22 protein-coding genes are annotated in these 24134 nt (G+C 72.6%); 1 reads left to right on the plus strand and 21 read right to left on the minus strand.

Going from position 1 to position 24134, the window contains the following annotated elements:
* Window positions 1-166: 166 nt before the first annotated feature.
* From ACWDNY_RS18690 to pyrR, 14 genes are all read right to left on the minus strand, one after another.
* On the minus strand, window positions 167-2314 hold the full coding sequence (locus tag ACWDNY_RS18690) for a primosomal protein N' (RefSeq protein WP_451646861.1): 2148 nt from the start codon (window positions 2312-2314) through the stop codon (window positions 167-169).
* 245 nt (window positions 2315-2559) lie between these two features.
* A complete protein-coding gene (gene metK / locus ACWDNY_RS18695) occupies window positions 2560-3768 on the minus strand; it encodes a methionine adenosyltransferase (protein ID WP_451646862.1) in 1209 nt (402 codons plus the stop codon).
* A gap of 237 nt (window positions 3769-4005) precedes the next feature.
* Entirely contained in the window at window positions 4006-5208 is a 1203-nt protein-coding gene (coaBC, locus tag ACWDNY_RS18700; RefSeq protein WP_451646863.1) for a bifunctional phosphopantothenoylcysteine decarboxylase/phosphopantothenate--cysteine ligase CoaBC, read from the minus strand.
* 150 nt (window positions 5209-5358) lie between these two features.
* On the minus strand, window positions 5359-5631 hold the full coding sequence (gene rpoZ, locus ACWDNY_RS18705; protein ID WP_004933985.1) for a DNA-directed RNA polymerase subunit omega: 273 nt from the start codon (window positions 5629-5631) through the stop codon (window positions 5359-5361).
* A 50-nt stretch (window positions 5632-5681) separates the two neighbouring features.
* Complete coding sequence (gene gmk / locus ACWDNY_RS18710) at window positions 5682-6239, minus strand: guanylate kinase (RefSeq protein ID WP_451646864.1); 558 nt, start codon at window positions 6237-6239, stop codon at window positions 5682-5684.
* 37 nt (window positions 6240-6276) lie between these two features.
* Entirely contained in the window at window positions 6277-6600 is a 324-nt protein-coding gene (locus tag ACWDNY_RS18715) for an integration host factor (protein ID WP_003977346.1), read from the minus strand.
* A gap of 262 nt (window positions 6601-6862) precedes the next feature.
* The gene (pyrF, locus tag ACWDNY_RS18720) at window positions 6863-7708 is read right to left on the minus strand and encodes an orotidine-5'-phosphate decarboxylase (RefSeq protein ID WP_451646865.1); all 846 of its coding nucleotides are present in this window, start codon (window positions 7706-7708) and stop codon (window positions 6863-6865) included.
* On the minus strand, window positions 7705-8820 hold the full coding sequence (locus ACWDNY_RS18725) for a quinone-dependent dihydroorotate dehydrogenase (RefSeq protein ID WP_451646866.1): 1116 nt from the start codon (window positions 8818-8820) through the stop codon (window positions 7705-7707). Before ACWDNY_RS18725 ends, pyrF begins: the two co-directional genes overlap by 4 nt.
* Window positions 8821-8893: 73 nt before the next feature.
* Window positions 8894-12202 carry a carbamoyl-phosphate synthase large subunit gene (gene carB, locus ACWDNY_RS18730; protein ID WP_451646867.1) on the minus strand — a complete coding sequence of 1103 codons (3309 nt, stop codon included), beginning with the start codon at window positions 12200-12202 and terminating at the stop codon, window positions 8894-8896.
* Window positions 12195-13340, minus strand: coding sequence for a glutamine-hydrolyzing carbamoyl-phosphate synthase small subunit (carA, locus tag ACWDNY_RS18735; protein WP_451646868.1), 1146 nt, complete (start codon window positions 13338-13340; stop codon window positions 12195-12197). Before carA ends, carB begins: the two co-directional genes overlap by 8 nt.
* Window positions 13337-13906, minus strand: coding sequence for a PH-like domain-containing protein (locus tag ACWDNY_RS18740; RefSeq protein WP_451646869.1), 570 nt, complete (start codon window positions 13904-13906; stop codon window positions 13337-13339). The genes carA and ACWDNY_RS18740 overlap by 4 nt, the downstream gene beginning before the upstream one ends.
* Window positions 13903-15189, minus strand: coding sequence for a dihydroorotase (locus ACWDNY_RS18745; protein ID WP_451646870.1), 1287 nt, complete (start codon window positions 15187-15189; stop codon window positions 13903-13905). Before ACWDNY_RS18745 ends, ACWDNY_RS18740 begins: the two co-directional genes overlap by 4 nt.
* Window positions 15186-16172 (minus strand): aspartate carbamoyltransferase catalytic subunit, encoded by a 987-nt coding sequence (locus ACWDNY_RS18750; RefSeq protein WP_451646871.1) that lies wholly within the window; start codon window positions 16170-16172, stop codon window positions 15186-15188. Before ACWDNY_RS18750 ends, ACWDNY_RS18745 begins: the two co-directional genes overlap by 4 nt.
* 96 nt (window positions 16173-16268) lie before the next feature.
* Window positions 16269-16838 carry a bifunctional pyr operon transcriptional regulator/uracil phosphoribosyltransferase PyrR gene (gene pyrR / locus ACWDNY_RS18755; RefSeq protein ID WP_451646872.1) on the minus strand — a complete coding sequence of 190 codons (570 nt, stop codon included), beginning with the start codon at window positions 16836-16838 and terminating at the stop codon, window positions 16269-16271.
* A 253-nt stretch (window positions 16839-17091) separates the two neighbouring features.
* On the opposite strand from pyrR, the gene bldD reads away from it, so the two are divergent.
* Complete coding sequence (gene bldD / locus ACWDNY_RS18760) at window positions 17092-17595, plus strand: transcriptional regulator BldD (RefSeq protein WP_451646873.1); 504 nt, start codon at window positions 17092-17094, stop codon at window positions 17593-17595.
* 205 nt (window positions 17596-17800) lie between these two features.
* On the opposite strand, the gene nusB is transcribed toward bldD, so the two are convergent.
* The 7 genes from nusB to aroC form a co-directional block, all read right to left on the minus strand.
* On the minus strand, window positions 17801-18235 hold the full coding sequence (nusB, locus tag ACWDNY_RS18765) for a transcription antitermination factor NusB (protein WP_451646874.1): 435 nt from the start codon (window positions 18233-18235) through the stop codon (window positions 17801-17803).
* A gap of 2 nt (window positions 18236-18237) precedes the next feature.
* On the minus strand, window positions 18238-18804 hold the full coding sequence (gene efp / locus ACWDNY_RS18770; protein ID WP_451646875.1) for an elongation factor P: 567 nt from the start codon (window positions 18802-18804) through the stop codon (window positions 18238-18240).
* Between the two features lie 56 nt (window positions 18805-18860).
* Entirely contained in the window at window positions 18861-19970 is a 1110-nt protein-coding gene (locus ACWDNY_RS18775) for an aminopeptidase P family protein (protein ID WP_451646876.1), read from the minus strand.
* Window positions 19971-20132: 162 nt separating this feature from the next.
* Window positions 20133-21035 (minus strand): Pro-rich N-terminal domain-containing protein, encoded by a 903-nt coding sequence (locus ACWDNY_RS18780; RefSeq protein WP_451646877.1) that lies wholly within the window; start codon window positions 21033-21035, stop codon window positions 20133-20135.
* 162 nt (window positions 21036-21197) lie between these two features.
* Window positions 21198-22289, minus strand: coding sequence for a 3-dehydroquinate synthase (aroB, locus tag ACWDNY_RS18785; RefSeq protein WP_451646878.1), 1092 nt, complete (start codon window positions 22287-22289; stop codon window positions 21198-21200).
* Entirely contained in the window at window positions 22286-22804 is a 519-nt protein-coding gene (locus tag ACWDNY_RS18790; protein ID WP_451646879.1) for a shikimate kinase, read from the minus strand. The genes aroB and ACWDNY_RS18790 overlap by 4 nt, the downstream gene beginning before the upstream one ends.
* Entirely contained in the window at window positions 22801-23985 is a 1185-nt protein-coding gene (aroC, locus tag ACWDNY_RS18795; protein ID WP_451646880.1) for a chorismate synthase, read from the minus strand. Before aroC ends, ACWDNY_RS18790 begins: the two co-directional genes overlap by 4 nt.
* Window positions 23986-24134: the final 149 nt, after the last annotated feature.

The following is a 24134-nucleotide window of genomic DNA, read 5'->3' on the forward strand; positions in this document are numbered from 1 at the left end:
CACCGCCCTCCCGGGGCGCATCCCGGGAGGGCGGTGGCGCGCCGACGCCGGCCACACGGCGCCGCCCCGCGCCTCCCGCACCGTGGGCAGGCCCGCCCGGGTTCCCCTCGTCGGGCATGCCGCGGTGCGGCTTCGGCGCCGCCCTGCGCGCACCGGCGCGCACCGCTCAGCCGATGTCCGGCGGGTCGATCCGTACCCAGACCGCCTCGCCGCTCCCCCGCGCCGTCCGCGCCGCCTGCGCGGCCTTCAGCGCGGAGGCCAGCACCGCCCCGCTGCCCGGCGGCACCCGGATCAGGGCGCGTTCCCATTGCTCGCCGGGCGGCGGCGCCCCCGTCCGGCGCGGCCGTCCCGCCGGGGTGACCGGGAGGGGGACGGGCCCCAGCACCTGCGCCTCGCCAGGCAGCTCGACGGCGCGGAGGAACTCGGCGACGGCCTCCGGCGGACCGGACACGGCGGCCATCCGCGACACCGGCGGAAAGCCCAGTTCCGCCCGCTCCGCGAGTTCCCGGACCGCATGGCCGACGGGGTCCCACCGCACCAGTGCCTGCACGGGCCGCAGCGTCGGCTCGGCCACGACGACCACGGTCCCGCCCGCCTCCTGCGGCCGGACCAGCGCCGCGGCGCCGATCCACCGGCGCAGCGCCTCCTCACCCGCCCGAAGATCCGGCCGGCCCAGCATGGCCCAGCCGTCCAGCAGCAAGGCCGCCGCGTATCCGCCCTCGGCGACCGGTTCGGCGCCGGGTGTGCTGACCACCAGCGCGGGAGCCGCGGGCACCGTGTCCAGGACGTGCTCGCGCCCCGACGTGCGCACCGGGACCGCGGGGAAGGCGCGGCCCAGTTCCTCGGCGGTCCGCCGGGCTCCGACGACCTGCGCCCGCAGCCGGAACGCGCCGCACTCCGGGCAGTGCCAGGCGGCCTCCTCACGCCCGCACCACTCGCACCGCGGCGCCCCGGCGTCCTGCGCCTGCAGGGGTCCCGCGCAGTGCCGGCAGCGCGCGGGCGCCCGGCACTGCGCGCACGCCATCCGCGGTACGTACCCCCGCCGGGGCACCTGCACGAGCACGGGTCCGTGCCGCAGGCCCTCCCTGGCCACCGACCAGGCCGCCGAAGGCAGCCGCGCGGCGCGCGCGGCCTCGTCGCGCGCCAGGTCCCCGTCCCCCACGGTGCGCACCAGCGGCGCCACACGCCGGACCTGCTCCCGCGCCGCGGTCAGGGGGCGCGCCCAGCCCCTCTCGACGAGCTGCGCTGCCTCCACGGTGCAGGACCGGCTGCCCAGCAGGAAGGCGCAGCCGTCCTGCGCGGCGCGCAGCATCAGCACCTCCCGGGTGTGCGGCTGCGGCGCGTGCGGCTCGCTGTGACTGTCGTCCCCGTCGTCCCAGACGGCGACGAGCCCCAGGTTCCCCACCGGTGCGAACATCGCGGCCCGCGTCCCCACGACGGCCCGCACGGAGCCGCGGCGCACCGCGAGCCACTGCCGGTACCGCTTCTCCGGCCCCGCGTCGGCGGTGAGCAGAGTGTGCCGTCCCTCGCCCAGGAGGGCGGTCAGCGCGGCGTCGACCCGGCCGGCGGCCCGTCCGTCCGGTACGACGACGAGCGCGCCGCGTCCCGAGGCGAGCGTGGCCGCGACGGCGCGGGCCAGCTCCTCGCTCCACCCGGGACCCGGCAACGCGTTCCACACGGCCCGCGGTGAGCCGCCGGCGGCCAGTGCCTGCAGAAAGCCGGCTCCTCGCTCGTACCGCGTCCAGGAGCCCGCGCCGGGCGCCGGCGGGGGCGGCAGCGGCGCGGTTGACGGCCGCTGCTCGGCCCGCGCGCTGCGCGGCGGCACGGCGAGCTGCAGTACGTCGGCGACGCTGCCCGCGTACCGGTCGGCGACCGCCCGGGCGAGCCCCAGCAGCTCCGGGCTCAGCACCGGTTCCGGGGACACGACCTGGGCGAGCGCGGCGAGCGGCCCGGAGTAGTCGCTGTCGGCACGCCGCTCCACGAGGAATCCGTCGATGAGTCCGCCGCCCTCGCGGCGGCCCTCGCGCACCCGGTGGCGCCCGGCGCCGAACCGCACGCGCACCCGGACTCCCGGCTGGGCGTCGGCGTCCAGCTCCGCCGGCACGGCGTAGTCGAAGTACCGGTCGAGGTGCAGCACGCCCTTGTCGACGAGTACCCGTGCGACGGGCAGTTCCTCGGCGAGCGCGGCCCCGCGCCAGGTCCGCGGCCTGGCCCGCGGGGCCTTCGCCTTGCGGACGCTGTCCCGGATGAGCGCGAGCTGCTCCGGCGGCGCGCCCTCGGCCCCGCTGTCCCCCCGCTCGTTCTCGCTGCTCACGCTTGCATTCTTACCAAACGGCACGGACAACCGGCGGCGCCCGAGCCCCCTCGCGGCCGGGCTGCGGGCGGGAGGCCCGAAGGACCGCGGGCCGGAAGACACGGGCCGGAGGTCACGGGCTCGCCCACCCCGCGTCGCGTGGTGCCCCGCCGCACACTGCTCGGGTGCCCCGGTGCCGGCACGCCGGAGGCCCGGTTCCCCCGCCTGGGGAACCGGGCCTCGGAGCACCACCTGCTTCGGAGGCCCTACAGCCCCGCCGCCTCGCGCAGGGCGTCCACGCGGTCCGTGCGCTCCCACGTGAAGTCGGGCAGCTCACGGCCGAAGTGGCCGTAGGCGGCGGTCTGGGCGTAGATCGGGCGCAGCAGGTCGAGGTCGCGGATGATCGCGGCCGGGCGGAGGTCGAAGACCTCCTCGATCGCCTTCTCGATCTTCTCGGGTTCGATCTTGTGGGTGCCGAAGGTCTCCACGAACAGGCCGACGGGCTCCGCCTTGCCGATCGCGTAGGCGACCTGGACCTCGCAGCGGGAGGCCAGACCCGCCGCCACGACGTTCTTCGCGACCCAGCGCATCGCGTACGCCGCCGAGCGGTCCACCTTGGACGGGTCCTTGCCGGAGAAGGCGCCGCCGCCGTGGCGGGCCATGCCACCGTAGGTGTCGATGATGATCTTGCGGCCGGTCAGGCCGGCGTCGCCCATCGGGCCGCCGATCTCGAAGCGGCCGGTGGGGTTGACCAGGAGCCGGTAGCCCTCGGTGTCGAGCTTGATGCCGTCCTCCAGCAGCGCCTTGAGCTCGGGCTCCACGACGAACTCGCGGATGTCGGGCGTCAGCAGCGACTCGAGGTCGATGTCGGAGGCGTGCTGGGAGGAGACGACGACGGTGTCCAGGCGGACCGCCTTGTCGCCGTCGTACTCGATGGTGACCTGCGTCTTGCCGTCCGGGCGCAGGTAGGGGATCGTGCCGTTCTTGCGCACGTCCGACAGGCGCTTGGACAGGCGGTGGGCCAGGAAGACCGGCAGCGGCATCAGCGTCGGCGTCTCGTCCGAGGCGTAGCCGAACATCAAACCCTGGTCACCGGCGCCCTGGCGGTCCAGCTCGTCGTCATCGCCCTCGACCCGGGTCTCGTAGGCCGTGTCGACGCCCTGCGCGATGTCCGGGGACTGCGCGCCGATCGACACCGACACGCCGCAGGAGGCGCCGTCGAAGCCCTTCTTCGAGGAGTCGTAGCCGATCCCGAGGATCGTGTTGCGGACCAGGGTCGCGATGTCCGCGTAGGCCTTGGTGGTGACCTCGCCGGCCACGTGCACCAGGCCGGTGGTGATGAGGGTCTCCACGGCGACCCGGGAGGTCGGGTCCTCACGCAGAAGCGCGTCGAGGATGGTGTCACTGATCTGGTCAGCGATCTTGTCGGGGTGGCCCTCGGTGACGGACTCCGAGGTGAACAGGCGACGGGACACAACGCTCCCTGGGGTTGCAGCGGCTGCTGGCTGATCATTGTGGACGGGCACGGGGCTGCGCCCGGCGGCGTCCGGGGGACAGTTTATCGGGCGGACTCGACCACCGGCCCACCTGTCTCGCCTCTCGGGAGCTCTGTGACCTGCGGCACGGGCATTCTGCCCAAGCCGAGCGGCCCTGACCAGAGCGGCCGCGCGCCGGACCGGACCTCCGGCGCACCCCGCTCGGCCCGGGCCCGATCAGGGCAGGCGGGTGGCCACGAGGTCCCAGACGATGTCGGCCAGCGCCTCCTTCGGACCGTGCGGCACAAGGGTTTCGCTGCCGTCGGCGCCGAGCACCACGGCCTCGTTCTCCTCCTCGCCGAAGGTCTTGCGCTCGCCCACCTCGTTGACGACGAGGAGGTCGCAGCCCTTGCGCGCGAGCTTCGTACGGCCGTTGGCGAGGACGTCGTCGGTCTCGGCGGCGAAGCCCACGATCACCTGTCCGGGCCTCGCCCGGTCGGCCGATATCTCCGCGAGAACGTCCGGATTGCGCACCAGGGCGATGGGCTCCGGCTCCCGGTCGTCCTTCTTCTTGATCTTCCGCCCCGCGTAGACCGCGGGACGGAAGTCCGCGACGGCCGCCGCCATGACCACCGCGTCGGCGTCCGCGGCCGCCTTCAGCACCGCCTCGCGCAGCTGCAGGGCGGTACCGACAGGCACGACGTCGACGCCGGCGGGGTCCGGCAGGCCGGTGTTCGCGGCGATCAGCGTGACACGGGCGCCGCGCGCGGCCGCCGTACGCGCGAGGGCGTAGCCCTGCTTGCCCGACGAGCGGTTGCCGAGGAAGCGGACGGGGTCCAGCGCCTCACGGGTGCCCCCGGCGCTGACCACGACGTGCCGGCCGCCGAGGTCCGGCTCGGTGACGCCGCGGGCCAGCACCCGGCGGCAGACCTCGAAGATCTCGGCGGGGTCGGGCAGCCGGCCCTTGCCGGTGTCGACGCCGGTGAGCCGGCCGACCGCCGGTTCGATGACGACGGCGCCGCGGCGGCGCAGCGTCGCCACGTTCTCCCGGGTGGCCGGGTGCTCCCACATCTCCGTGTGCATGGCCGGCGCGAAGACGACCGGGCAGCGGGCGGTGAGCAGGGTGTTGGTGAGGAGGTCGTCCGCCAGACCGTGGGCGGCCTTGGCGAGCAGGTCCGTCGTGGCCGGGGCCACCACCACCAGGTCGGCGTGCTGGCCGATGCGGACGTGCGGCACCTGGTGGACGTCGTCCCAGACCTCGGTCGTGACGGGGTGACCCGACAGGGCCGACCAGGTCGCGGCACCCACGAAGTGCAGCGCGGAGGCCGTGGGGACGACGCGGACGTCGTGTCCCGACTCCGTGAACCTGCGCAGCAGCTCACAGGCCTTGTAGGCGGCGATGCCTCCGCTCACGCCCAGAACGACCCTCGGCTTGTCCACCGTCTCTCCCGCCACTCGGCTGCCCCGCGCCCGGGACGGGCGCACGGGACCATGACACACCACAGGCCCGACGATCGCGCCGTCGGGCCTGTGGAAAAACCTGCCGCGATCCGCTGATACGCAGATACGCAGTATTGCTGCTACGTCGCGTTACTGCCCCGGGCCCTCGACGGCCTCGGAGGTCAGCAGACCCGCGTTGATCTCGCGCAGGGCGATGGAGAGCGGCTTCTCGTGGACGTGGGTGTCCACGAGCGGACCGACGTATTCCAGCAGACCCTCGCCGAGCTGCGAGTAGTACGCGTTGATCTGGCGGGCCCGCTTGGCCGCGTAGATCACGAGGCTGTACTTCGAGTCCGTGGCCTCGAGGAGCTCGTCGATCGGCGGGTTGATGATGCCCTCGGGCGCGGAGATGGAAGAGGACACGCTCTACCTTCCGATGGATGGGAAAGAATCAGTCAGTGTGACCGTCACGATCACACCACGTCCATCAAGGCTAGCAGCTCGCGCGCCACGTCCTCGACGGAGGTGTTGACCAGGGTCTCGTCGAACTCGGGTTCGGCCGCCAGCTCGACCCTGGCCGCCTCCAGCCGGCGCTCGATCACCGCCGGCGATTCGGTGCCCCGTCCGGTGAGCCTGCGCACCAGCTCCTCCCAGGACGGCGGAGCCAGGAACACCAGGTGGGCCTCGGGCATCGACTCCCGGACCTGCCGGGCGCCCTGGAGATCGATCTCCAGGAGGACCGGCACGCCGGCCTCCAGGTGTTCCAGGACGGCGGCGCGCGGGGTGCCGTAGCGGTTGCCGGCGAACTCGGCCCACTCCAGCAGCTCACCGTTGGCGATCAGCTTGTCCATCTCGTCGTCGGTGACGAAGAAGTAGTGGACCCCGTGCTGTTCGCCGGGGCGGGGCTTGCGGGTCGTCGCCGACACCGAGAGCCAGACCTCGGGGTGTTCCTTGCGCATATGGGCGACGACCGTGCTCTTGCCGACCCCCGAGGGGCCGGAGAGCACGGTCAGCCGCGGACGTTCACTCATGCAGCGATTATTCCAGCAATCCCGGGGTTCCCGGGACTCAGGAGCCGGTGCTGCCGAACTCGCGCTCCAGGGAGGCGATCTGGTTGGAGCCGAGGCCCCGCACACGGCGGCTCTCTGAGATGCCGAGACGCTCCATGATCTGCTTGGCGCGGACCTTGCCCACGCCCGGCAGGGACTCGAGCAGGGCGGAGACCTTCATCTTGCCGATGACGTCGTTCTCCTGTCCCTGCTTGATGACCTCGTGCAGGGAGGCGCCGGAGTGCTTGAGTCGATTCTTGACCTCGGCCCGCTCCCGGCGAGCCGCGGCGGCCTTTTCGAGCGCGGCTGCGCGCTGTTCAGGGGTAAGGGGCGGAAGAGCCACGCCTACGTCACCTCGGATGTCGAACTGTCGGATACGGACCGGTGAGGAACCTAGTCGCCCCACACCTGGGGAGAGACGAGCAACACGCTTGCCCGTTCTCTCGACGGAGACTAGCGGTCAACTCCGCCAGAGTCAGCGAGAACGGCGGAAAAGTCCTGGTCAGCCTCCGTGAGGACGGACATTTAGGTCATACTGCCCTGGATTTGGAGATGTATCCAGACCTGGCAGGTCCCCGGACCGGCGCCGCGGGCCGCCGGAGGCTTCAGCCGCCGGCGACCGCCGCCCGGACCTCCTCCGCGAAGCGTTCCGCGGCGTCACGCAGCGCGACGGCGTCGGGACCGTGGCGCAGGACACCCCGGCTGACGTTGGGCACCACGTTGCGCACCGCGGCGCCGAAGACGCGCGGCAGGTCGGCGGGTGTCGCCCCCTGGGCCCCGATCCCGGGTGCGAGGAGCGGCCCGTTGATGTCGAGGCCGTAGGAGGACAGGTCGCCGAGCGTGGCGCCCACGACCGCGCCGAAGGAGCCCAGCGGTGCCCGGCCCGCGTTCTCCTCGGCCAGGTGCGCGAGCACGGTGGCGCCGACGGTGCGGCCGTCGGGCCGGACGGCGTGCTGCACCTCACCGCCCTCCGGGTTCGAGGTCAGCGCCAGCACGAACAGCCCGGCACCGCTCGACCGCGCCAGTTCGACCGCGGGCCTCAGGGACCCGTAGCCGAGGTAGGGCGAGACGGTCAGGGCGTCCGAGAACAGCGGCGCGTCCGGGTGCAGGAAGGCCTCGGCGTAGGCGGCCATGGTCGAGCCGATGTCGCCGCGCTTGGCGTCCATGACGACCAGGGCACCGGCCGCCCTCGCCTCCTGGACCGACTTCTCCAGCACGGCCAGGCCCCGGGAGCCGAAGCGCTCGAAGAAGGCGCTCTGCGGCTTGAGCACCGCGACCCGGTCGGCGGTGGCCTCCACCACCGTGCGGCTGAACCGCTCCAGACCGGCGACGTCGTCGTTCAGGCCCCACTCGGTGAGCAGGGACGCGTGCGGGTCGATGCCGACGCACAGCGGGCCGCGCTCGTCCATGGCGCGGCGCAGACGGGCGCCGAAGGGCTCCAGGGGATTCATGCGGTCCGGTCCGCCTTCCTGACGTCGGCGCCGACCGCGTCGGCGAGCGTGGCGTACGGGCTGGTGCGCAGACGCGCGGCCAGCCCCTTGTGCAGGGCGCGGGCCCAGCAGGGCCCCTCGTAGACGAAGGCGCTGTAGCCCTGGACCAGCGTCGCGCCGGCCAGGATGCGCTGCCAGACGTCCTCGGCGTTCTCGATGCCGCCCACGCCCACCAGGGTGATGCGGTCGCCCACGCGCGCGTACAGTCGGCGCAGCACCTGCAGGGACCGTGCCTTGAGCGGGGCGCCCGACAGGCCGCCGGTCTCCTTGACCAGGGCGGATTCCGACCTCAGGCCGAGTCCCTCGCGGGCGATGGTGGTGTTCGTGGCGATGATCCCGTCGAGGTCGAGCTCGACGGCCAGGTCGGCGACCGCGTCGACGTCCTCGTCGGCGAGGTCCGGCGCGATCTTCACCAGCAGCGGCACACGGCGGCCGGGGACCGCGCGGTCGGCGGCCTCGCGCACCGCGCTCAGCAACGGCCGCAGCGCCTCGGTGGCCTGCAGGTCGCGCAGGCCGGGGGTGTTCGGGGAGGAGACGTTGACGACCAGGTAGTCGGCGTACGGAGCCAGGCGCTCGGCCGACTTCACGTAGTCGCCGACGGCCTGGGTCTCCGGGACGGCCTTGGTCTTGCCGATGTTGACGCCGACGACGGTCCTGAAGACCGGCGTGCGGGAGGCCAGGCGTGCGGCGACGGTCAGCGAGCCGTCGTTGTTGAAGCCCATGCGGTTGATCAGCGCCCGGTCGGCGACCAGGCGGAACAGCCGCTTCCTGGGGTTGCCGGGCTGCGGCTCCCCGGTGACCGTGCCGATCTCGACGTGGTCGAAGCCGAGCATGGCCATGCCGTCGATGGCGACGGCGTTCTTGTCGAAGCCGGCGGCGAGCCCGAACGGGCCGTGCATGCGCAGCCCGAACGCCTCCGTGCGCAGTTCCCGGTGGCGGGGGGCCAGGGCGGCCGCGAGGAAGGTGCGCAGCACGGGGATGCGGGCGGCCAGGCGGATCCAGCGGAAGGCCAGGTGGTGCGCGGCCTCCGGGTCCATCCGTCGGAACACCAGGCGGAAGAACAGCTTGTACATGTGTCGGTGAGTCCTCGTGAAGCCTCATGAGGAGGGGGACACCGTTTCCGGTGTCCCCCTCTCCTGTGGGCTGCTAGTCGCGGGCCGCGGTCAGGAATCCGGCGTGTTCCTGGAGGGAACGGACGCCCACGTCGCCGTGGGTGAGGGCGTCGATGCCCTGGACCGCCGCGGCGAGCGCCTGGACCGTCGTCAGGCAGGGCACGGACCGCGCCACGGCCGCCGTACGGATCTCGTAGCCGTCGAGGCGGCCGCCGGTGCCGTAGGGGGTGTTGACGATGAGGTCGACCTCGCCGTCGTGGATGAGCTGGACGATGGTCTTCTCGCCGTTGGGGCCGGTGCCCTCGGACTGCTTGCGCACGATCGTGGCGTTGATGCCGTTGCGCTTGAGGACCTCGGCGGTGCCGGAGGTGGCGAGCAGTTCGAAGCCGTGGGCGACCAGCTCGCGCGCCGGGAAGATCATCGACCGCTTGTCCCGGTTGGCCACCGAGATGAACGCGCGGCCCTTCGTCGGCAGCGGGCCGTACGCCCCGGCCTGCGACTTGGCGTAGGCCGTGCCGAAGACGGAGTCGATGCCCATGACCTCGCCGGTGGAGCGCATCTCCGGGCCGAGGACCGTGTCGACGCCGCGGCCGTGGATGTCGCGGAAGCGCGACCACGGCATCACGGCCTCCTTGACGGAGATCGGCGCGTCCAGGGGCATGGTGCCGCCGTCGCCGTTCTTCGGCAGCAGGCCCTCGGCGCGCAGTTCGGCGACGGTCGCGCCCAGCGAGATCCGGGCGGCCGCCTTGGCCAGCGGCACCGCGGTGGCCTTGGAGGTGAAGGGCACGGTGCGCGAGGCGCGCGGGTTGGCCTCCAGGACGTAGAGGATGTCGCCGGCCAGGGCGAACTGGATGTTGATCAGGCCGCGCACGCCGACGCCGCGGGCGATGGCCTCGGTGGAGGTCCGCAGGCGCTTGATGTCGAAGCCGCCCAGGGTGATGGGGGGCAGGGCGCAGGCGGAGTCGCCGGAGTGGATGCCGGCCTCCTCGATGTGCTCCATCACGCCGCCGAGGTAGAGCTCCTCGCCGTCGTAGAGGGCGTCGACGTCGATCTCTATGGCGTCGTCGAGGAAGCGGTCGACGAGGACCGGCCGGGAGGGGCTGATCTCGGTCGACTCGGCGATGTACGTCTCCAGGCGCGTCTCGTCGTAGACGATCTCCATGCCGCGTCCGCCGAGGACGTAGGAGGGCCGCACGAGCACCGGGTAGCCGATCTCGTCGGCGATGGCCTTGGCCTCGGCGAAGGTGGTGGCGGTGCCGTGCTTCGGGGCGGGCAGGCCGGCCTCGGCGAGGACGCGGCCGAAGGCGCCGCGGTCCTCGGCCGCGTGGATCGCCTCGGGGGACGTGCCGACGATCGGCACGCCGTTGTCCTTCAGCGCCTGCGCGAGGCCCAGCGGGGTCTGGCCGCCGAGCTGGACCACGACACCGGCGACCGGGCCGGCCCGGCGCTCGGCGTGGACGATCTCCAGCACGTCCTCCAGCGTCAGCGGCTCGAAGTACAGCCGGTCGGAGGTGTCGTAGTCGGTGGAGACGGTCTCCGGGTTGCAGTTGACCATCACGGTCTCGTACCCGGCGTCGTGCAGGGCGAAGGAGGCGTGGACGCAGGAGTAGTCGAACTCGATGCCCTGGCCGATGCGGTTGGGGCCGGAGCCCAGGATGATGACCGCGGGCTTCTCGCGCGGGGCGACCTCGGTCTCCTCGTCGTAGGAGGAGTAGAAGTACGGCGTCCTGGCGGCGAACTCGGCGGCGCAGGTGTCGACCGTCTTGTAGACCGGGCGGACGCCGAGGGCGTGCCGGACCTCGCGGACGACGTCCTCGCGCAGGCCGCGGATCTCGCCGATCTGCTGGTCGGAGAAGCCGTGCCGCTTGGCCTCGGCGAGCAGCTCCGGGGTGAGTTCGGCCGCTTCGGCGAGCTCGTCCGCGATCTCCTTGATCAGGAAGAGCTGGTCGACGAACCACGGGTCGATCTTCGTGTACTCGAAGATCTCCTGCGGGGTGGCGCCGGCGCGGATCGCCGCCATGACCGTGTTGATCCGGCCGTCGGTCGGGCGCACGGCCTCGCGCAGCAGGGCGTCCTTGTCGCCGGGGTCGCCGGTGAAGGTGAACTGGCTGCCCTTCTTCTCCAGCGACCGCAGCGCCTTCTGGAACGCCTCGGTGAAGTTGCGGCCGATGGCCATGGCCTCGCCGACCGACTTCATCGTGGTGGTCAGCGTGGAGTCGGCGCTGGGGAACTTCTCGAAGGCGAACCGGGGCGCCTTGACGACCACGTAGTCCAGGGTCGGCTCGAAGGAGGCAGGGGTCTCCCGTGTGATGTCGTTGGGGATCTCGTCGAGGGTGTAGCCGACGGCGAGCTTGGCCGCGATCTTGGCGATCGGGAAGCCGGTCGCCTTCGAGGCGAGGGCCGAGGAGCGCGAGACGCGCGGGTTCATCTCGATGACGATCACACGGCCGTCCTCGGGGTTCACCGCGAACTGGATGTTGCAGCCGCCGGTGTCGACGCCGACCTCGCGGATGATGGCGATGCCCATGTCGCGCAGGACCTGGTACTCGCGGTCGGTGAGCGTCATCGCCGGGGCGACGGTGATCGAGTCGCCGGTGTGGACGCCCATCGGGTCGAAGTTCTCGATGGAGCAGACGACCACGACGTTGTCCTGCTTGTCGCGCATCAGCTCCAGCTCGTACTCCTTCCAGCCCAGGATGGACTCCTCCAGCAGCACCTCGGTGGTCGGGGAGAGCGCGAGGCCGGTCCCGGCGATGCGGCGCAGCTCCTCCTCGTCGTGGGCGAAGCCGGAGCCGGCGCCGCCCATCGTGAAGGAGGGGCGCACGACGACCGGGTAGCCGCCCAGTTCCCCGACGCCGGCGAGCACCTCGTCCATGGTGTGGCAGATGACCGAGCGGGCGGACTCCCCGTGCCCGATCTTCTTGCGGACCTCCTCGACGACCAGCTTGAACTGGTCGCGGTCCTCGCCCTTGTGGATGGCCTGGACGTTGGCGCCGATCAGCTCGACGCCGTACTTGTCCAGGACGCCGTTGTCGTGGAGCGAGATCGCCGTGTTGAGCGCGGTCTGGCCGCCCAGGGTGGGCAGCAGGGCGTCGGGGCGCTCCCGGGCGATGATCTTCTCGACGAACTCGGGGGTGATCGGCTCGACGTAGGTCGCGTCGGCGATCTCCGGGTCGGTCATGATCGTCGCCGGGTTGGAGTTGACGAGGACGACGCGCAGGCCCTCGGACTTCAGGACGCGACACGCCTGGGTGCCGGAGTAGTCGAACTCCGCGGCCTGGCCGATGACGATCGGGCCGGAGCCGATGACCAGGACGGACTGGATATCGGTGCGCTTAGGCACGCTGGCCCTCCATCAGGGAAACAAAGCGGTCGAACAGGTAGGCGGCGTCGTGCGGGCCGGCAGCCGCTTCCGGGTGGTACTGGACGCTGAAGGCGGGCCTGTCGAGCAGATTCAGGCCCTCCACCACGTTGTCGTTGAGGCAGACGTGGGAGACCTCGGCGCGGCCGAAGGGGGTGTCGGAGACCTTGTCGGTCGGGGCGTCGACGGCGAATCCGTGGTTGTGCGCGGTGACCTCGACCTTGCCGGTCGCCCGGTCCTGCACCGGCTGGTTGATGCCGCGGTGGCCGTACTTCAGCTTGTAGGTGCCGAAGCCCAGCGCGCGGCCGAGGATCTGGTTGCCGAAGCAGATCCCGAACAACGGGGTGCCGCGCTCCAGGACCCCCCGCATCACGGAGACGGGGTGGTCGGCGGTGGCCGGGTCGCCCGGCCCGTTGGAGAAGAACACGCCGTCGGGCTCGACCGCGTACACGTCCTCGACCGTGGCCGTGGCGGGCAGTACGTGCACCTCGATGCCGCGCTCGGCCATGCGGTGCGGGGTCATGCCCTTGATGCCGAGGTCCACCGCGGCGACGGTGTACTTCTTCTCGCCCAGCGCGGGGACGACGTAGGCCTCCTTGGTGGCGACCTCGGCGGCCAGGTCCGCGCCCACCATCTCGGGGGCCTGCCGCACGCGCGCGAGCAGCGCGGCATCGTCCCGGACCGCGTCGCCGCTGAAGATGCCGACGCGCATGGCGCCGCGCTCGCGCAGGTGGCGGGTGAGGGCCCGGGTGTCGACGCCGCTGATGCCGACGACGCCCTGGGCGGTGAGCTCGTCGTCCAGCGTGCGCCGGGAGCGCCAGGAGGACGGCACGCGCGCGGGGTCGCGCACGACGTAACCGGAGACCCAGATCCGCCGGGACTCGGGGTCCTCGTCGTTGATGCCGGTGTTGCCGATGTGCGGGGCCGTCATCACGACCACCTGACGGTGGTACGACGGGTCGGTGAGGGTCTCCTGGTAGCCGGTCATGCCGGTGGAGAACACGGCCTCGCCGAACGTCTCCCCCACGGCCCCGTAGGCGCGGCCGCGGAAGACCCGGCCGTCCTCCAGGACGAGTACGGCGGGAACCTTCTGTCCGGTTCCCCTGGTGGAGGTGGTCATCGTTCGACGCCTTCCGTGGTGTTCGTCTCGGTCATGGTGGTGAGGGCCTGGACCCACCGGGTGTGCTCGGCCGCCCGGTAGGAGCGGAAGCCGGAGTCGATCAGCCTGCCGCCGTGCTCCCAGGTCACGACGAGCAGTCCGCCCTCGGTGAGGACCTTGCCGGCGATGCCCTTGTCCAGCCGGGCCCCGCGCAGCCGTGCCGCGGGGACGAAGAAGTCCGTGGCCCCGGGGCGTACGACGTCCAGGCCCGCGTCCGTCAGGGTCAGCTCGGCCCGGCTGCGGGTGCCGAGTCCGTGCGCGACGATGCGGTCGAGCCACTGCCCGGCGGTGGTGGAGCCGTGGTAGCGCCCGCTCATCGTCAGTGTCGGCTCGCCCGGGTCCTCGGGAGCGTCCGGCAGGTCGGGCAGGTCGCCCTGGAGCGTCGCGCGCCACTTCCAGCCCTCGCGCATCAGCCAGTAGACGAGGGCGACGAAGAGGGCGAGGCCGACGAGCCAGCCGATCCGGGCGGCCCAGTCGGTGACGTCGGCCGACTTCCGTGCGGCCGCGAGCAGGGTTACAGATGTCACGTGAGCTTCCCGTCGACGAGCGTGGCCTTGCCCCGGAGCCACGTATGGGTGACACGGCCCGGCAGCTCACGCCCCTCGTAGGGGGTGTTGCGGCTGCGCGAGGCGAAGCCCGCGGGGTCCACCTGCCCACGGTATGCCGGGTCGAGCAGTGTGAGGTTTGCGGGCTCACCTGCCGAGACGGGCCGTCCATGGCCCCGGGCCCGGCCGATGCGCGCGGGCGTGAAGGACATGCGGTCCGCGACGCCGGCCCAGTCGAGCAGACCGGTGTCGACCATGGTCTCCTGGACGACCGACAGGGCGGTCTCCAGGCCGACCATGCCCATGGCGGCCGCCGCCCACTCGCAGTCCTTGTCCTCGTGCGGGTGCGGGGCGTGGTCGGTGGCGACGATGTCGATCGTGCCGTCGGCGAGCGCCTCGCGCAGGGCCCGCACGTCGCGTGCGGTGCGCAGCGGCGGATTGACCTTGTAGACCGGGTCGTAGGTGCGCACCAGCTCGTCGGTGAGGAGCAGGTGGTGCGGGGTGACCTCGGCGGTGACCTGGATGCCGCGGGACTTGGCCCAGCGGACGATCTCGACGGACCCGGCGGTCGACAGGTGGCAGATGTGGACGCGGGAGCCGACGTGCTCGGCGAGCAGCACGTCCCGGGCGATGACCGACTCCTCGGCGACGGCGGGCCAGCCGCCGAGGCCGAGCTCGGCGGAGACGACGCCCTCGTTCATCTGGGCGCCCTCCGTCAGCCGCGGTTCCTGCGCGTGCTGGGCGACGACACCCCCGAAGGCCTTCACGTACTCCAGCGCCCGGCGCATGATCACCGCGTCGTCGACGCACTTGCCGTCGTCGGAGAAGACGGTCACGCCGGCCGCCGACTCGTGCATGGCGCCCAGCTCGGCGAGCTTGCGGCCCTCCAGACCGACGGTGACGGCACCGACGGGCCGCACGTCGCAGTAGCCGTGCTCCCTGCCCAGCCGCCAGACCTGCTCGACCACGCCGGCGGTGTCGGCGACCGGGAAGGTGTTGGCCATGGCGAACACGGCGGTGTAGCCGCCGGAGGCGGCCGCGCGGGTGCCGGTCAGCACCGTCTCGGAGTCCTCGCGGCCGGGCTCGCGCAGGTGGGTGTGCAGGTCGACCAGGCCCGGCAGGAGGATCCTGCCGCCGGCCTCGACGACCTCGGCGCCCTCGGCGGACAGCCCGGTGCCGACCTCGGCGATCGTCTCGCCGTCGATCAGGACGTCCTGCGGCGCGCCGCCGAGCACCTTCGCACCACGGATCAGGGTCTTGCTCATCGCTCTTGCTTCTCCTCGGTACGAGAGTGGGTGAGGGCGGGCTCCTTGCCACCGAGCAGGAGGTACAGCACGGCCATGCGGATGGAGACGCCGTTGGCGACCTGTTCGACGGCGGTGCAGCGGCCGGAGTCGGCGACCTCGGCGGTGATCTCCATGCCGCGGACCATCGGGCCGGGGTGCATCACGATGGCGTGCTCGGGCATCCGCGCCATGCGGTCGGCGTCGAGGCCGTAGCGGCGGGAGTACTCGCGCTCGGTGGGGAAGAACGCGGCGTTCATGCGCTCGCGCTGGACGCGCAGCATCATCACGGCGTCCGACTTGGGCAGCGCGGCGTCGAGGTCGTAGGAGACCTCGCAGGGCCAGGACTCGACGCCGACCGGCAGCAGCGTGGGCGGGGCGACCAGGGTGACCTCGGCGCCCAGGGTGTGCAGCAGGTCGACGTTGGAGCGGGCGACCCGGCTGTGCAGGACGTCACCCACGACGGTGACGCGCCTGCCGGAGAGGTCATGGCCCAGGCCCGCGTCCCGGCCGACCAGGCGGCGGCGCATGGTGAAGGCGTCGAGCAGGGCCTGCGTGGGGTGCTGGTGGGTGCCGTCGCCGGCGTTGATGACGACGGCGTCGATCCAGCCGGACCCGGCGAGGCGGTAGGGGGCGCCGGAGGCGCCGTGCCGGATGACCACGGCGTCGACGCCCATGGCCTCCAGGGTCTGCGCGGTGTCCTTCAGGGACTCGCCCTTGGACACGCTGGAGCCCTTGGCGGAGAAGTTGATGACGTCCGCGGACAGCCGCTTCTCCGCGGCCTCGAAGGAGATCCGGGTGCGGGTGGAGTCCTCGAAGAAGAGGTTGACGACGGTGCGGCCGCGCAGGGTCGGCAGTTTCTTGATCGGCCGGTCGGCGACCCGGGCCATCTCCTCGGCGGTGTCGAGGATCAGGACGGCGTCGTCGCGGGTGAGGTCGGCGGCCGAGATGAGATGACGCTGCATCTGTCAGGCTCCGTAAGGCAGTTCATTCAGGAGAATTCGGGCAGGCGAGGGCGCGGCGGTGCGGCGTACGGCGGCGCGTACGCCGGAGCGCTGCTGCTACTGCTCGCCCAGGGCGGCCGGCGTGGCACCGAGCAGGACGGTGTCGCGACCGTCCTCCTCGGCCAGCTGGACCTTGACCGTCTCCCGCAGCGACGTGGGGAGGTTCTTGCCGACGTAGTCGGCGCGGATGGGCAGTTCGCGGTGGCCGCGGTCGACGAGGACCGCCAGCTGCACGGCGCGGGGACGCCCGATGTCGTTCAGTGCGTCGAGGGCGGCGCGGATGGTGCGGCCGGAGAAGAGCACGTCGTCGACGAGGACGACCAGGCAGCCGTCGATGCCGTCACCGGGGATCTCGGTGCGGGCCAGCGCACGCGGCGGGTGCATGCGCAGGTCGTCGCGGTACATGGTGATGTCGAGCGAGCCGCAGGGGACCTTGCGCTCGGTGATCTGCTCGAGCTTGGCGGCGAGCCGCTGGGCGAGGAAGACGCCCCTGGTCGGAATGCCGAGGAGCACCACGTCGTCGGCGCCCTTGGCGCGCTCGACGATCTCGTGGGCGATGCGGGTCAGTACCCGCGCGATGTCCGGCCCCTCGAGGACGGGCCTGGCATCGGACGCTTGTGTGTCCATGGGAAACGGACCTCCTTCTCCGCCTCACGGGACGGACCTTAAAGGACGTCGGGATTGCGCCACCCACGGTAGCAGGCCCCGCGGGGGACTCCGTTCACCCCCTGACCCCCTCGACCGCGGGCCGTACGGAAGGGGCGGTGCGGCCCATTCGGCTTGACGCAGCAGAGTAACTCTGCGTAACCTCACAGTGAGTTACCAGCCGCGCGGCACGGAAACAGAGCCGACGGCGCCGACACAGTGTCCGGGGAGCCATATGTCCAGCGAATACGCCAAACAGCTCGGGGCGAAGCTCCGGGCCATCCGCACCCAGCAGGGCCTTTCCCTCCACGGTGTCGAGGAGAAGAGCCAGGGACGCTGGAAGGCGGTCGTGGTCGGTTCGTACGAGCGCGGAGACCGTGCCGTGACCGTGCAGCGTCTTGCCGAGCTGGCCGATTTCTACGGTGTTCCGGTGCAGGAGCTGCTGCCGGGCACGACCCCTGGCGGCGCCGCCGAGCCCCCGCCGAAGCTGGTCCTGGACCTGGAGCGGCTGGCCACGGTGCCGGCCGAGAAGGCGGGCCCGCTGCAGCGGTACGCGGCGACCATCCAGTCCCAGCGTGGTGACTACAACGGCAAGGTCCTCTCGATCCGCCAGGACGACCTGCGCACGCTCGCCGTCATCTACGACCAGTCCCCCTCGGTGCTCACCGAGCAGCTGATCAACTGGGGTGTGCTCGACGCCGACGCCCGCCGCGCCGTGGCGGCTCACGAGGACAGCTGAGTCCCGGGGGACTGGGCAGGCCTCAGCAGAAACGTGCCGCCGGGGCGGCCGGACCATGATGGTTGCGGCCGCCCCGGCGGCTCTCTGCGTCCCTCACGGGGCGCTGACGGGCCCGGGGGGCGGGCGGCGCGCCGAGGGCCCGCAGCGGCGACGCTGCGGGCCCTCGAGGGTGTCCGGGTCCGTGCCCGTGCCGTGCCTGGCGTCCTCAGGCCCCTTCGCGCCGCAGGGAGGGCTTGAGGTCCTTCAGGCGGCCGAGCAGACCGTTGACGAACGAGGGCGACTCGTCCGTCGAGAACTCCTTCGCCAGCTGCACCATCTCGTCCAGGACGACGGCGTCCGGGGTCTCGTCGACCCAGATCAGCTCGTAGGCGCCCAGGCGCAGGAGGTTGCGGTCGACGACGGGCATGCGGTCCAGCGTCCAGCCGACCGCGTACTGCGCGATCAGCTCGTCGATACGGGTCGCGTGCTGGGCGTACCCCTCGATGAGCTGCATGGTGTACTCGCTCACCGGCGGCTGACGGGTGTCGGTCCGGGCGTGCCGGACCCAGTCCGCGAGGACGGTCAGGACGTCGGCGTCTCGCTGGTCGCCCTCGAAGAGGATCTGGAAGGCGCGCTTGCGGGCCGTGTTGCGGGCAGCCACGGTTAGCTGTTCACCCGGCCGAGGTAGTCGCTCGTGCGGGTGTCGACCTTGATCTTCTCGCCGGTGGTGATGAAGAGCGGGACCTGGATCTGGTGGCCTGTCTCCAGCGTGGCGGGCTTGGTGCCGCCGGTGGAACGGTCACCCTGGACGCCCGGCTCGGTCTCCGCGATGGTCAGCTCGACGGCGGCCGGGAGCTCCACGAAGAGCACCTCGCCCTCGTGCTGGGCCACGGTGGCGGTGAAGCCCTCGATCAGGAAGTTGGCGGCGTCGCCGACGGCCTTCCGGTCGACGTGCAGCTGGTCGTAGGTCTCCATGTCCATGAAGACGAAGTAGTCGCCGTCCATGTAGGAGAACTGCATGTCGCGCTTGTCAACGGTGGCCGTTTCGACCTTGACGCCGGCGTTGAAGGTCTTGTCGACGACCTTGCCGGACAGCACGTTCTTGAGCTTGGTGCGCACGAAGGCCGGGCCCTTGCCGGGCTTGACGTGCTGGAACTCGACGACGGACCAGAGCTGGCCGCCTTCGAGCTTGAGCACCATGCCGTTCTTGAGGTCGTTCGTGGAAGCCACGGTTGCGGAATCTCCTGGACTGACGTACGACCCCGGGGCAGGCGCGCAGCGCGAGGCTAGAGCGCGAGCAGCTCCTTGGTCGTGATGGTGAGTAGCTCGGGTCCGCCGTCCGCCTCGGGGCGCACGACGAGCGTGTCATCGATCCGGACACCGCCCCGGCCCGGGAGGTGGACCCCCGGTTCGACGGTGACCGGCACGCAAGCGTCCAGTTTACCCATGGCCGTGGGGGCCAGCTGCGGGTCCTCGTCGAATTCGAGTCCCACGCCGTGGCCCATCAGCGGAGGCAGGCCTTCCGCGAACCCGGCGGCGTCGAGTACCTGGCGGGCCGCGCGGTCCACTTCACGGTAGACGGTCCCGGGCGCCAGCGCCTCCCGTCCGGCCCGCTGCGCGGTGAAGACCAGGTCGTAGAGCTGGATCTGCCAGTCCGCGGGGGACGTGCCGATGACGAAGGTGCGGCCGATCTCGCAGCGGTAGCCGCGGTAGGCCGCCCCCAGGCAGACGGAGAGGAAGTCGCCCTCCTCGACCCGCCGGTCGGTGGGCCGGTGGCCGCGCCGCCCGGAGTTCGGGCCCGTGGCGACGGACGTCGGGAAGGCGGGGCCGTCGGCGCCGTGGTCCACGAGCCGGCGCTCCAGCTCAAGGGCGAGGTGGCGCTCGGTGCGGCCGACGAGGATGGACTCCAGCAGTTCGCCGAGCGCCTGGTCGGCGATCTCGGCGCCGATCCGCAGGCAGGAGATCTCCTCCTCGTCCTTGACCACCCTCAACTGCTCGACGGCGCTGCCCAGGTCGGTGAGGCGCAGGCCGGACGCGACGGCGGCGAGGGCGCGGTGGCGTGCCACGGTGAGGTGATGCTCCTCCACGGCGAGGGAGTCGGCGCCCTGGGTCCCGGCGATGTCGGCCGCGGCGACGGCCGGGTCGCCGGCCGGTCTCTGCATGACCTGGACGGGCAGCGTCTCGTCGGGGCGGCCCTCGTAGGGGCGCTCCTCCGGCGGACCCACGCACACCAGCAGGTCCCCGCGTTTGCCGAGCAGCAGGACGGCACCCTGCGGGGCCGCTCCCGCGAGGTACCGCACATTGGCGGGACGAGTCACCAGCGCCGCCGCGCTGCCGCCCGCGTTGCAGCGCTCCCGTAGCCGGGCCCGGCGGGCCGCGTACACCTCTGATGACATGAACCGAGCCTAAGAGCGGCGGCCCGATGTCGCCGGTCGGGAGAGCCGAGTGGGCGGTCACCGGCCGCCGCAATCGGGGGCGCTGCGGGGTGCCGGGGACGGCTGGTCACAGGTGGAAGAGGACGGCGGCGAGGAAGGAAGGTTTCTCCCGGTCCGCCGCCGTCACCAACTGGGCGGGCTCGCGATCGAACGGGCCAGGACCTCGTCCAGGAGGCGGGCGGTGGCCGGGACGTCGAGCTGGGAGTTGTCGATGATCGGCAGTCCCGAGCCGTACCAGCCGGCCATCCGGCCGTGGATGCGCGCGACCTCCTCGTCGCCGAGGCGGCGGTTGCCGGTGCGCTCGGCGTTGCGCTCCAGGACGACGTCGAGGCCGGGCAGCAGGACGACCGGGAGGAGCCCGGGGCCGACGTGCCGCTTCCAGCCGCCGAGGCCGACGACCGGCCGGTCGGGGAAGACGGCGTCGTCGAGGATGCAGGAGATCCCGTTGGCGAGGAAGTTGCGCGCGGCGAAGCCGCAGGTGCGGCGGGCCAGGCGGTACTGGGCCTCGGAGTGGTCGTTCCAGCCGGACTGCGGGTCGGCGAAGCCGGAGCGGACCCATTCGCGGACGTCGTCGAGGCTGATGTGCGCGGTGGGGACCCGGCGGTGGTCGGCCCAGTACTTGGCGACGCTCGTCTTGCCGGCGCCGGCCGGCCCGATCAGCAGCACCGCGAGGGTCGTGACGGCCGCGCCGGGCGCGGCCGCCGCGGGCGGCACGCTGGGCATGGCCACCGGGCCGCCCGGGGGCAGCCTGACGTGCCCGGTCGTCTCCGGGACCGGCGCGCCCGGCGGGACCTGGTGGAGCGGCGGGACGGGAGGAGCCGCGTGGGGCGGGGGCGGCGCGACGGGCGGGTGCGGGCCCGGCGCCGCGCCGGGGTAGCCCGGCGGGGGCGGGGGCACGGGCGCCGAACCCTGGTGCGCGCCCGGGTGCTGGGGACCCGGGTGGTGTGCGGCCGACGGCCGGCCGGCGGCCGGTCCGTGCCCCGGCTGGTGGGGCGGCGGCAGCGGACTCCCCACTGCGTGCTGCATCCGGTGCCACTCCGTCTCGTACAAGGCAATGGGCGCTGGCAGCGGGCGAGAGCCCCGCTGCACCGAACGGTACCGTCCCCGGCCGCCCTGTGGTGAACGGCCGGGGACGGCCCCAAGTGCCCGGCGCCGCGGGCGCGTCGGGCGAAGGGCGCCTTCCGGGACCTACTGCCCCACTTCGCCGTAGGCGGCGAGGAGGACGGCCGGGTCCGGCCCCTCCAGGACGGTGGGCTTGGCCAGGCCGTCGAGGACGATGAAGCGCAGCAGGTCGCCGCGGGACTTCTTGTCGACCTTCATCGTCTCCAGCAGCCTGGGCCACTGGTCGTACCGGTAGTGCAGCGGCAGCCCGACCGACTCCAGGACGGTGCGGTGCCGGTCGGCGGTGGCGTCGTCCAGACGGCCCGCGAGACGGCCGAGTTCGGCGGCGAAGTGCATGCCCACGGCCACCGCCGCGCCGTGCCGCCATTTGTAGCGCTCGTTCTTCTCGATGGCGTGGCCGAGGGTGTGCCCGTAGTTGAGGATCTCCCTGAGGCCCGACTCCTTGAGGTCGGTGGAGACGACGTCGGCCTTGACCCGGATCGAGCGCTCGATGAGCTCGGCGGTGTGCGGACCGGCCGGGGTGCGGGCCGCCTGGGGGTCGGACTCGATGAGGTCCAGGATCACCGGGTCGGCGATGAAACCGGCCTTGATCACCTCCGCGAGGCCCGAGACGTAGTCGTGGACGGGCAGCGAGTCCAGCGCCGCCAGGTCGCACAGCACACCCGCGGGCGGGTGGAAGGCACCCACGAGATTCTTGCCCTCGGCGGTGTTGATGCCGGTCTTGCCGCCGACGGCCGCGTCCACCATGGCCAGCACGGTCGTCGGGATCGCGATCCAGCGCACCCCGCGCAGCCAGGTCGCCGCCACGAAACCGGCGAGGTCGGTGGTCGCGCCGCCGCCGACGCCGACGATAACGTCGCTCCGGGTGAACCCGGACTGCCCCAGCGCCTTCCAGCAGTAGGCGGCGACCTCCGCGGTCTTGGCCTCCTCGGCGTTGGGGACCTGGATGGCCACGGCCTCGTAGCCCTGCTCGGCCAGGTCGGCCCGCAACGTCTGGCCGGTCTCGGCCAGCGCCTCGGGGTGCACGACCGCGACCCGCCTGGCCCGGTCGCCGATCAGACCGGCCAGCTCGCCCAGGAGCCGACGTCCGACGAGCACGTCGTAGGGTTCGGTGCCCGCCGTGCCCGCGATGTGGATGCGGGTCACTTCCTCGCTCATGCTTCCTTCAACTCCACTGCGTCCAGGACGGTTCGGGCGACCTCTTCGGGACCGCGCCCGTCGGTGGCCACCACGGCCGTGGCGACTTCCTCGTACAGGTGGCGGCGGGCCTCCATCAACTCGCGCCACTGCTTGCGCGGGTTGACCGCGAGCAGCGGACGGGCCGCGTTCAGGCCGGTCCGCCGGACGGCCGACTCGACGTCCATCGACAGGTACACCACGCGCAGCCCGCCCAGCAGCGCCCGGGTGTCCGGGTCCAGGATCGCGCCGCCGCCCAGGGCGAGGACGCCGTCGTGCTCGGCCAGCGCGCGGGCGACGGCCTGCTTCTCGATCGCGCGGAACGCCGGCTCGCCCTCGTCGACGAAGATCTCCGCGACGGTCCGGCCCTCGGCGGCGACGATGTCGTCGTCGGTGTCCCGGTACGCCACCCCGAGACGGTCTGCCAGCAGCCGGCCGACGGTGGACTTGCCCACGCCCATCGGCCCGACCAGGACCACGGCAGGCGCGGCGCTCACCGGATCGCCAGGTTCTCGAGGTACGACCGGACGTTGCGGGCGGTCTCGGCCACGCTGTCGCCACCGAACTTCTCGGCCACCGCGTCGGCCAGGACCAGGGCGACCATGGCCTCGGCGACGATGCCGGCCGCCGGCACCGCGCACACGTCGGAGCGCTGGTGGTGGGCCTGAGCCGGCTCGCCGGTGGCCACGTCCACCGTCCGCAGCGCCCGCGGGACGGTGGCGATCGGCTTCATCGCCGCCCGCACCCGCAGCAGCTCACCGGTGGACAGCCCGCCCTCGGTGCCGCCGGAGCGGCCCGTGGCACGCCGGACGCCCTCGGGCGTGGCGAGGATCTCGTCGTGCGCCTGGGAGCCGGGCACCCGCGCCAGCTCGAAGCCGTCGCCGACCTCCACGCCCTTGATCGCCTGGATGCCCATGAGCGCCGCCGCGAGCCGGGCGTCCAGCCGCCGGTCCCAGTGCACGTGCGAGCCCAGGCCGACGGGCACCCCGTAGGCCAGCACCTCGACCACGCCGCCGAGCGTGTCGCCGTCCTTGTGGGCCTGGTCGATCTCCGCGACCATCGCCTTGGACGCGTCGGCGTCCAGGCAGCGCACCGGGTCGGCGTCCAGCTTCTCGACGTCAGCCGGCGTCGGGTACACCCCGTAGGGCGCCCTGGCCGAGGCCAGCTCCACGACGTGCGAGACGACCTCGATGCCCGCGGTCTCCTTCAGGTACGACCGCGCCACCGCGCCCAGCGCCACCCGGGCCGCCGTCTCACGGGCGCTCGCGCGCTCCAGGATCGGCCGGGCCTCGTCGAAGCCGTACTTCTGCATGCCGGCCAGGTCGGCGTGGCCGGGGCGGGGCCGGGTCAGCGGCGCGCTGCGGGCCAGCTCGGCCAGCTCCGCCGGATCGACCGGATCGGCCGCCATGACCGTCTCCCACTTGGGCCACTCCGTGTTGCCCACCATGACCGCCACGGGCGAGCCGAGGGTGCGACCGTGGCGGACACCGCCCAGGAAGGTGACCTCGTCGCGCTCGAACTTCATGCGGGCACCACGCCCGTAACCCAGGCGCCGCCGCGCGAGGTGGTCCGCCACCATGTCCGTGGTGATCGGCACGCCGGCGGGAAGACCCTCCAGCGTGGCGACGAGTGCGGGGCCGTGCGACTCGCCCGCGGTCAGCCAACGCAACCTGCTCAACGGTGCTCCTCATGCTCGCGCCTGGAACTGCGACGGCGCGGCCGGGTGCGCGGCCCTGGCCCGCCATCTCCGATCCTCCCACGTCCGGCGGGCGGGCCCGGCCGACGGTCCAGCAGGCGGACGCCCGGCGAGACGCCCCGGCGGGGGAC

It is taken from the genome of Streptomyces sp. NPDC003697 (assembly GCF_053587115.1).